10 protein-coding genes are annotated in these 10,069 nt (G+C 41.8%); 1 reads left to right on the top strand and 9 read right to left on the bottom strand.

Annotated elements, in window-relative coordinates:
• Positions 1-224 precede the first annotated feature (224 nt).
• From EHS11_RS01845 to EHS11_RS01820, 7 genes are all read right to left on the bottom strand, one after another.
• A complete protein-coding gene (locus tag EHS11_RS01845; RefSeq protein WP_135762721.1) occupies positions 225-1,616 on the bottom strand; it encodes a hypothetical protein in 1,392 nt (463 codons plus the stop codon).
• Between the two features lie 148 nt (positions 1,617-1,764).
• On the bottom strand, positions 1,765-3,678 hold the full coding sequence (thrS, locus tag EHS11_RS01840) for a threonine--tRNA ligase (RefSeq protein ID WP_135762720.1): 1,914 nt from the start codon (positions 3,676-3,678) through the stop codon (positions 1,765-1,767).
• 61 nt (positions 3,679-3,739) lie between these two features.
• The gene (locus EHS11_RS01835) at positions 3,740-4,177 is read right to left on the bottom strand and encodes a universal stress protein (RefSeq protein ID WP_135762719.1); all 438 of its coding nucleotides are present in this window, start codon (positions 4,175-4,177) and stop codon (positions 3,740-3,742) included.
• Positions 4,170-4,904 carry an MFS transporter gene (locus EHS11_RS01830; RefSeq protein ID WP_210413608.1) on the bottom strand — a complete coding sequence of 245 codons (735 nt, stop codon included), beginning with the start codon at positions 4,902-4,904 and terminating at the stop codon, positions 4,170-4,172. Before EHS11_RS01830 ends, EHS11_RS01835 begins: the two co-directional genes overlap by 8 nt.
• A gap of 5 nt (positions 4,905-4,909) precedes the next feature.
• The gene (locus EHS11_RS19720; RefSeq protein ID WP_167884311.1) at positions 4,910-5,191 is read right to left on the bottom strand and encodes a multidrug efflux MFS transporter; all 282 of its coding nucleotides are present in this window, start codon (positions 5,189-5,191) and stop codon (positions 4,910-4,912) included.
• 212 nt (positions 5,192-5,403) lie between these two features.
• Complete coding sequence (locus EHS11_RS01825; protein WP_135762717.1) at positions 5,404-6,015, bottom strand: TetR/AcrR family transcriptional regulator; 612 nt, start codon at positions 6,013-6,015, stop codon at positions 5,404-5,406.
• A complete protein-coding gene (locus EHS11_RS01820; RefSeq protein ID WP_135762716.1) occupies positions 6,000-6,857 on the bottom strand; it encodes an alpha/beta fold hydrolase in 858 nt (285 codons plus the stop codon). Before EHS11_RS01820 ends, EHS11_RS01825 begins: the two co-directional genes overlap by 16 nt.
• Before the next feature lie 167 nt (positions 6,858-7,024).
• Between EHS11_RS01820 and EHS11_RS01815 the strand changes: the two genes are divergently transcribed.
• Complete coding sequence (locus EHS11_RS01815; protein WP_135762715.1) at positions 7,025-7,906, top strand: alpha/beta fold hydrolase; 882 nt, start codon at positions 7,025-7,027, stop codon at positions 7,904-7,906.
• A 153-nt stretch (positions 7,907-8,059) separates the two neighbouring features.
• Here the strand turns inward: EHS11_RS01815 and EHS11_RS01810 are convergent, their stop codons facing one another.
• Entirely contained in the window at positions 8,060-8,404 is a 345-nt protein-coding gene (locus EHS11_RS01810) for a P-II family nitrogen regulator (RefSeq protein WP_100727428.1), read from the bottom strand.
• 21 nt (positions 8,405-8,425) lie between these two features.
• The gene (locus EHS11_RS01805; RefSeq protein ID WP_135762714.1) at positions 8,426-9,817 is read right to left on the bottom strand and encodes an ammonium transporter; all 1,392 of its coding nucleotides are present in this window, start codon (positions 9,815-9,817) and stop codon (positions 8,426-8,428) included.
• Positions 9,818-10,069 lie beyond the last annotated feature (252 nt).

Genomic DNA, 10,069 nt, shown 5'->3' with positions numbered 1-10,069 from the left:
TGGCTAGGGGACTTTACAAATTACAATCTGCGGCAATCATGTGGAAGTTACTTACTTATGGGTAACGGGATGGGTGGATAACCCCACCCAATGAGTTCCAACTACCATTTGTTCGGAAAAAATGCAAATGCGTTCCCGGAAAAACGGAAAATTTTAAATAAAAGTTCGGTTTATTGCCCTATTTTAGGAAATTTCATTCTGGAAGAAATGGTCTCCGAAATGCATCAGAGAACCGGTTTTTCGGATTCGTAATAAGAGACCTCATAATAGGAAATTTCACCCTGAAGCAGATTTGCAGGAATGTCAAACCAAGGTTCCATTGCGAAACTACCGTCTTTTTCAATCACTCCGTCCATATTTCCGGAATGCCTCAATTTTCCATCCCGGTCATAAAGCGCATAAAATGCCAAATAATAGACAGGTGCATTAGGATTTTTCTCCAAATACATGGACCACCTAATGATTGTATTGTTCGCGAAAGTGGAAAATTTCAGCTCTAAGGCAACGGGGCAAATTTTACCAAAACGATATTTTTCCAAACCGGAGATCGAAGTGGAATCGACGGACACTGTAGTTGATTTACGAAGATAGGTCCAAATCACACCGTCCAAAAAACTGATTTTGAGCTCAGAAAAAGTTTCCAGTGGAACTTTATCATTTTCGTCACCACCTAACGATTGTATTTGTTTCAGTCTTCCGGCACGTTCGTATCCAAAAATCAAATTAACCTGCAAAGAAGAAATCAAACCCACATCGAACGGATACCTTGCCCATAAACAGGAAAGTGCAATACAATCTCCCGGCCCCGTTTCACCTTCCTGAGTATGCCCGCATAAAAGTCTGCCTTCCTTGTCATAAAACGCAAAAGAAACAAGACTGTGCAATGTCCTGGTAGAATCGTTTTTGTTTCCGGTGACCACCACTCCGGGGCAACTCATTATTATATCCGGTCCTACGGAAGGAAAATTAACAGGTGTCAAACGCCACCCCAAAATCAAACCTTCAGTCCAATCGATATTCCTGACTGCGATCGCATCAATGGAAATTTCCTCTTTATGGGGAGGATGGATCTCCTGCTTAAACCAATACATCTTAGGACTATCTTTTAAAATCGGACTTTGATCCGAAGCAACTTCCCTTTCATTTCGATCCGAATCGGTTTGCGTTTCTTTACGAACAAAGAACTTCGAATTCATTTTTAAATTTTTTCTATGCAATCTTCGGAAGAAAACTCCTCCCAAAAGTATAAACAGCCCGGTTTGGTTGGAAATAGGCGGGTTTATATTTTCCGTATATGCTAATATATAACTGCCGGATAAAATACCTGCAAGACTCAACACCCAAAACAAACTGGCCCGGGAAAACAAAATTCGAAACCCGAACCTACCAACTAACTCAGAGAAAGGCGAAACGATAGTCCCCAAAAAAGGAAGCCGTATCAAAATCGTTAATATCCCCATAAACAGGGCAAAAATAAAACAGATAAACAAAAATGAGAAAAATAGATTCCAGAAAAATAAAAACTTTGCCGGGCCGGACAAGGCAAGATCCCAGGAAAGCCCGAAAACTAAAACAAGTGATAGATAATAAAGGAACGAAAGGAAAAATCCAAACATCGTCCATCCATTAGTAGCAAAAAATCGAGCTTGTCAAGAAATTTCGTGAGTATTTCATCCCTCGTTTGAGGAGTAAGTGCGAAGAGATGATGTAGGCAGATTGCCTACATCATTTTATTTTAATTTGATAAAAAAGTTATAAATAAATTTATAACTCTCCTTTTAATAAAGCAAAAAATCCGTCTCTGGAAATCGTTTCCGTTTTCTCTTCTCCCAAACGGCGAATGGAAACGGAATCGGATTCTTTTTCCTTATCTCCCAAAATCACTGTAAAACTTGCACGTTTCAAAATGGAGTCTCTGATTTTAGAACCGATCTTTTCATTACGAATGTCCAATTCCACTCTATAGCCTTGAGAATGCAGATCATTATAAACAGTCGTAGCATAGTCGTTATGTGCTTCGGCAACAGTCACTACCCGAATCTGAGTAGGATTCAACCAAAGAGGGAACTTGCCTTCAAAATGTTCGATCAAAATTCCGATAAATCTTTCCAAAGACCCGTAAATCGCTCTATGAATCATAACCGGTGCATGTTTTTTTCCGTCGGAAGAAGTGAAGTCCAACTCAAAACGATTGGGCATGGAAAAATCAATCTGAACCGTTCCGCACTGCCAGAGTCTTCCCAATGAATCCTTAATATTGAACTCTATCTTCGGTCCGTAAAAAGCACCGTCTCCTTCTTTGATTCCGTATTCGATCCCTTTCTTTTTCAAGGCATCGTGTAATGCGCGTGTAGCGAGATCCCAGTCTTCATCGCTTCCTTGAGATTTTTCAGGTCTTGTTGCGATAAAAGTTTTGAACTCAGTGAATCCGAACTTTTTGTACACGTCGAATGTGAAATCAATGATATCTTCAACTTCCGATTCCACTTTCTCAAGTGGTGCATAAATATGCGCATCATCTTGTGTGAAAGCTCTTACTCTGAAAAGCCCGTGCAAAACTCCGGACATCTCATGCCGGTGCACTGTGCCCAGTTCCATATAACGCAAAGGCAATTCCCTATAGGAATGCATATGATATTTGTAAATCAAACAACAACCGGGACAGTTCATAGGTTTCACTGCAAAGTCGGCTTCGTCAATATCCGTGAAATACATATTTTCTTTGAAGTTGTCCCAGTGACCTGATCTTTTCCAAAGAGAAGAATTCAAAATCGTCGGTGTTTTGATTTCATGATACCCTCTCCTGAAACATTCCTGTCTGATGTAATCCGCCAGAGTATTCCACAGAAGAGTTCCTTTCGGATGCCAAAAAGGAAAACCGGGTGCTTCATCCTGGAAACTGAATAAATCAAGTTCCTTCCCTAATTTTCTATGATCTCTTTTTTTTGCCTCTTCAATGAGAAAAAGATATTCGTCTAACAGCTTTTTGTTGGGAAAGGAAACTCCGTAAATACGAGTGAGCTGTTTGTTTTTCGAATCCCCTTTCCAGTAAGCACCGGAAATAGCAGTCAGCTTGAACGCTTTGAGTAGGCCGGTGCGCGGGACATGAGGTCCCCGACAAAGATCATACCATTCGCCTTGTCCGTATAACGAGACTGAGTCGGATTCGAATCCTTGTATGAGTTCCACTTTATAAGGTTCATTTTCCTTTTTGAACTTTTCAATCGCTTCCGCACGCGAAAGCTCCCATCTTTTTACAGTGAGATCTTCTTTTACGATGTCCGCCATCTCCGCTTCGATTTTTGGTAAATCCTCCGGAGACAAAATGGTATCTCCGAAATCGATATCGTAAAAGAAAAAACCAGGACCGCTTTCAATCACAGGACCTACCGTCAAACGGGCGTGAGGCCATAATCTTTGTGTGGCCATTCCGAGCAAGTGGGCGGAGGAATGATGAAAAACATCTTTCCCTTCCTTGTCATCGAATGTTAAAAATTGAATATGAGTATCTTCTTTGGGCTCAAAGCTCAAATCCACCGTACGACCGTCACCCGTCACAGCAGCTAAGGCCTTTTCTTTGAGAAAAGGAAGCTGAGACTGGATAAAGTCGGATAGGGATTTACCGGATTCGAGTTCTTTTTTCGATCCGTCGGGCAATGTAAGTGTAATTTGAGCCATAACTAAAGTCAGTGTTTTAGGAAATAGCGCAGAGGAAAAGTAAGAAACGGAAAGAAAATGCTCAGTCTTCGGAAATCGTAATCAACACACTACAGGAAAGTAGATCCAATAGGGATGTACTGACGGACCCCTTCCACCACCTCGCGCCGAAGCCTTTGCGTTTGGTATGTCCTAAAACCACCAGATCTGCCTTCCAATCCGAAGCAACCTTGGCAATCTGCTCGACCGGTTCGCCATATGCCAGTTCTCCGATCGCTTGGAATCCTTTTTCTTTCAGGAAAAAGATTCCTTTTTCCAAAATCAATTTTGCCTCGCCTTCTTCTTTATTTACAATGATTTCGGGAACATAAGACTCGACTAAATACAATCCGGACGGGATGGAAATTACGGCGAGCAATTTGATTTCCGAATGAAAGGCAGACCCGAGTGCCGCGGATTCCAACAAAGCTTTTTTCCCTGAAATCGTTCCGTCATAAGCCATTAAAATTTTCTTATACATATGTCTCCTCCTTCTGCTTCATAAAAAAACAAGGAATGATCGATAAAGTAAATACAAGTGCAACAATCAAAAAGACATCCTGAAAGGCATCCAAATTGGCCCCGCCTCTCAATTCTTCCCTCCAATCCAAAAGAGAAGCGAAAACATTCACTCCGAAAGAAGAGCCCAGGGTTCGAACGAAATTGACGGTTCCCGAACCTTTGGCGATGTAATCTCTCGATAATACTTGTATGGCGCCAGCATTCAATGCAGGAATGACGAAGCCGAGGGCCGCCCGACTCGCAGTAACCAAAACTCCTATCATTAAAAAATAAGAGCTGTCTTTCAAAAAATAAAGCCCGAAAAAGGAAATCGCAAATAAAGACAAACCTACAATTATTATTTTATAAGACTGATACATATCGGTAAGCCTTCCCGCAATCAGCATAATTACACCGAGAGCAAACCCTCCCGGAATCAAAAGCATTCCTGCTTGCGTTGCGGTAAATCCGACTACCAACTGAACGAACAGAGGAACCAGATAAACAGAACCGTAAAGACCCGCTCCGTAGAAAAATGAAACAATGCAGGCGGAAACAAATCTTTTATTTTTAAAAATACCCAAATCCAAAATAGGATAAATAGTTTCGGATTCTCTTAGTAAAAAGAGAGATGTGAAAATAAATGAGAAACCCAAACGAAGGAGAATAGAAAAAGACAGCCAACCCCGGCTCCTTCCTTGAGACAAACCATCTAACAACAACAAAACGGAAAAGAAAAACCGAAGGCGATGATATGTGTTTGTTTTTGACCGAAACGAAGAACCATCCAGGAAGTGGAAAGCATTGCGATTGTCATTGCCGCAAGAAATCCGGTGGAAATCCATTGCACTTCTTCGTGACCCATTTGAAATGCTTTCATGATATGGGGAATGGCAACATTCAGAATGGTAGAAGACATTACCATTGCGGCCGTTCCCATCATTACAGTCAGGGCCGGAAGCCAACGTCCCCGAAGTAAATTTTCTTCCTTCATCTCGAAACGATTCTATATGCTTTGGAATAGATTTCTAGATAAATTTTCGGATCTAAAATTTTAATCCGCGAAAACCTCTAGGTCAAAAACACGAACTTTTAAAAATAATTTTTTCCAAAACCGGAATCCGATTGGGAAAAGAATCGTTTTTATGTTAAGCGACAGCCATTGGCACAGAAGAAGGGGCGGGGATAGAAAATTATACCTAACACCTAATAAAATCGCAATAATTTCCCTTCCACAAGACCTTTCATCAATATCTGAAAACTTTCTTCCACAGACTCAGGCAACCCAAATCCGTTTTCTCTTTCTAAACTTATAAATCCATGCAAGACCGCCCGCAAAATACGAATTTGGTGGATTGCCCTTGCATCCAGGACTTTCAAAGACAAGGCAGTCAAACAGACTTTCAGAATACGATCACTCGCCAATCTATGATTTTCATTACCCGAAGGAGCGGATACAAGCAAAGGATAAACACCTTTATGATTATGGGCAAAATTTCTATATTCCAAAATAAATTTCCGAAGCCCCTCTTTCCGATTTTTTTCAGGCTTGGTAGTCGCCATAATCGTTTCCAAATTTTCAGCAAATTGATTTGCAGTTCTTGCGGCAACTTCACTTGTAATGTCCAAAAGATCCTTGATATGATTATAAAGGGAAGGAGATCGGATTTCCAATTCGTTTGCGATCCGTTTAATACTTAAATTTTCAATCCCGTCTCTATTTGCCAAATGCCAAGCCGTATCCAGAACGGATTCCCGATCCAGAACCCGTCCCGTTCCTTTTGGTCTTCCCGTTTTATGTTTTATTTTTTTTGCCAAATTTCTTTTACCAGATCAGCGGTTCTCTTAGGATCCTCTTTATAAGGGTAGTGCCCCGCATTTTCAAACATAACGTAATCAGCTTTCGTCTGTTTTGCGATCCATATCGCTTCCTCTTCCGGGTTTTCAAAGTCCGGATCATCAGTTCCCATAAGCACAAGCACTTTGGATTTTACATTACCTATTCTTTGTTCGCAATTCCCTTTTCCAGCAAATAACATAGACCTAAGGGCGGAGAGTCTCCCTTCTTCTTGCAAATTGGATTTTATAAATTCGGAATGTTCTTCCAGATCAGCCGGTTTGTTTTTAGGATAAAGACTTTGGTAGTAGGATTTCCAGGCGCCTGCTCCCCAAGGTCCGCGAAACATTCCGCTAACGACAAGTTTCATAAACCAACCCATTCCTTCTCCATCCCGAACAAATGGTCCGGTGAGCACGATAGCTTCGATTTGTTCGGGCAATTCCGCGGCAGAGTATACTGCGGAAGCTGCACTCATGGAATTCGAAATAACAGTAACATGAGTTAAATGGTTTTCCTGAATAAATCGAACAATATCTTTGCCTGTCTCTTCCGGTCCGTAAGAAGAAAAACTTGTGTCCGAACCGCCCATGCCGCGAAGATCCATTCCGTAAACGGTAACATCCTTTGCCAATATTTGTGCCAACTCCAGATAATTTTCTTTTGTATCCCCGATTCCTGGAACGAGTATGACATTTCTCGAGCCGGAACCCATTTTGAAATAAGCAATAGCGCCTTCTTTGCCAGGAAAAGAAAGATTTGTAGCAAAAAGCAAATCGGGCATAAAAATCAGCCCTAAAAGAATAAAACCAAGTCGCTTCATACAAGCCTCCGAAATAAAACTAACCATATTAGCTTTATTAACTAATGCAATTAGTTTTTTTAGGAAAAAAGCCCTTTCCCGTAAAAATTTCAAAACCGTTCCCTGTTTTCAAAGGATTAAAAAATTGATTTACTATTAATTAATCCATATTGTATCAAGGATCTATTATGCAAGCCCACCCTCGTTTCTTATTGTTACTCTTTGTCACTATTTCTCTACAAACAAATTGTTTGAGCCTATCCCCCAGAAAAGCCGTCGGAGAAGAGAAGACAACCCCTAGAGGAGAAGTAACTCTTTCCTATTATATAAGCGGTAAAGGCAAAACAGTCATTATGATTCCCAGCTTGGGAAGAGCCGGCAGCGACTTTAACGAACTAGCGCTTGGGCTCAATGCATCCGGTTATAGAACCATTTGTATCGATCCGAGAGGGACGGGCAAAACAACAGGAGTGAATGGAGACAATATAGATCTGCATGAACTCGCAAAAGATATAAAATCAATCGCCGATACGGAGACAAGGCCGACCGAAAGAGTAACAGTGCTCGGACATGCATTTGGAAATCGGGTCGCAAGAGTATTTGCAACAGATTACCCCGAAAAAACAAGCTCAGTCGTATTACTTGCCGCAGGTGGAAAAATAGAAATAGAACCGAAGGTTCGGGATGCCATCAAACATAGTTTATGGGTTTTTATGCCGGATTTTTGGAGAGTCGGTAAAATCAAATATGCCTTTTTTTCCGACGAACATGAGGTTCCTGATTACTGGATTGTCGGGTGGAACATTCGTACCGCTCTTTTGCAAAGAAAAGCAACTGACTCCGTTTCTCACCAATCCTGGTGGGGAGGAGGAAATGCTCCCATGCTTGTCGTCCAAGCAAATCAAGACAGAGTGGCCCCACCGGAACACACCTCCAAACTTTTAAAAGAGGAATTCGGCTCGAGGATCACTATCGCTGAGATTGAAAACTCAGGACATTCTCTTCTTCCGGAACAGCCGGAAAAAATAGAAAAGTCAATCCTCTCGTTCTTAGCGAAAATCAAACACTGAGTGCTTTGATGATAATATTCGCATAAAGGAAGGTTATAAAGCCAGATCAGGTAAAGCCTAAAGTCGAGTCAGTAGGCCGTACAAAAAAAACGCGGAAAGGACAAAAAAGCCACTTCCCGCGTTTCCGATTGATCCTGAGAAGGAACGATTTACTTAGATCGCGTTTTTACCTTTTTCGCCAGTGCGGATTCGGATTACGTCTTCCAGAGGAGTGATGAAAATTTTTCCATCTCCGATCTTTCCGTCTCCGCTTTTCGCAGCTTTTAAAATAGCGTCTACTGTTGGTTTTACGAACTCGTCATTTACAGCGATTTCCAATCTCACTTTACGGAGAAGATTCACTGTGTATTCATGACCACGAAAAACTTCCGTTTTTCCTTTTTGTTGGCCATAACCTTGAACATCCGAAACCGTAAGGCGGTAGATTTCATTTTTAGTTAGTTCCGCTTTTACTTCTTCAAGTTTATGCGGCTGGATAATTGCAATGATCATTTTCATAGTTTTTTAGCTCCTTACCAATTAACCACGTACTCGGATACTGAAATCTGGATACGCTTCTGCTCCATGCTCGCCGAGATCGAGACCGGATACTTCTTCTTCTTCACCCACTCTGATTCCACCGGCCAGTTTCAATACATACCATAATAGGAACGACACTGTAAAGACAAAACCACCGAAAGCAAGAATTCCATACACTTGAGTCAAGATAGAAGGAACGGCAACACCTGCCGGAGAACCTTCGTAACCGAAAATAGCAACCGCTAAAGTTCCCCAAATACCGCATACAAGGTGAACGGAAGTTGCACCGACCGGGTCGTCGATTTTGAGTTTGTCAAAAGCAAGAACGGAAACAACAACGAGAGTACCTGAAATAGCACCGATGATTGCTGCGGAAGCCGGACTAACAATCGCACACGGTGCGGTGATACCTACAAGTCCTGCCAAAGTTCCATTTAAAATCATACCAAGATCGGGTTTTTTCAAAATAATCCAAGCTGTTACCGTTGCCGCGAGTGCACCCATAGCCGCCGAGATATTTGTTGTTACTATTACGTGAGACATCGTGGAACCGTCGCCTACTCCCATCGTAGAACCAGGGTTAAACCCAAACCAGCCGAGCCATAGAATCAAAGTTCCCAAAGCAGCAGAAGTCATGTTATGTCCTAGAATCGGCTTAATGCGTCCGTCAGGAAGAAATTTACCTTTACGGGCACCTAGAACAAGAGCACCCGCAAGAGCAGCCCAACCGCCTGCAGAATGAACTACTGTAGATCCCGCAAAGTCATGGAATCCCAAAGCAGCAAGCCATCCGCCACCCCATACCCAGTGACCTGTGAAAGGATAGATAAAAGCTACTAAAAGAAAAGAGAAGATAAGGAAGGAGTGAAACTTGATTCTTTCTGCAACAGCTCCCGATACGATAGTTGCAGCAGTTGCAGCAAAAACCAATTGGAAGAAAAATTTTGCATTTAACGGAACTCCGGTCCAATTCATGGAAGTGTAAACACCTTGGTAGGCGTCCCCGATCGCAGGAGAGTTATCGGCTCCGCTCAAAAAGAAAAGTCCTTCCGTTGCTAAATAAGGAGTACTTCCGTTGCCGAACATTAATCCCCAGCCGATTGCCCAAAACGAGAGAGTAGCTGCGGCAAAAACGATAAAGTTTTTTGCTAAAATGTTAACTGTGTTCTTTGACTGACAGAAGCCGGATTCCACAAGTGCAAACCCTGCATTCATAAAGAACACCAACATACCGGCAACTAACACCCATAAAGTGTCAAGACCTACCTTAAGTGTATCTATAGCTGCTAATTTTTCTGCAACTGGATCCGCGGCTTTTGCAGGTTCGTCTGCAAAAAGGAACATCGGGATAACCAGCAGCAGGAGGGCTATTTTTTTGAAATGTTTTTTCATATTGCCATTCATCCTTTGCATGATAATTCGATGTCTTGAGTGCAAGATTGGTACCTAGTTTTTAAAAAATAAGCAAACTGGATCAAAAAAACCTGAAAATGCTTAGAAACCTCTCATTCTGCCTAAATATAAATGAAATAGCAGCTATGCTCAATTTACAAACCTACCAAACCCTAGCCAGAACGTACGTATAATAGGCACATTGTAATCAAAGAAGACAAAACAGGTAAATTTCAGCCTAACCTGGAATCA

This window comes from Leptospira ilyithenensis (assembly GCF_004771005.1).
Classification (GTDB): domain Bacteria; phylum Spirochaetota; class Leptospiria; order Leptospirales; family Leptospiraceae; genus Leptospira_A; species Leptospira_A ilyithenensis.
This window is presented reverse-complemented; position numbering and strand designations above follow the sequence as displayed.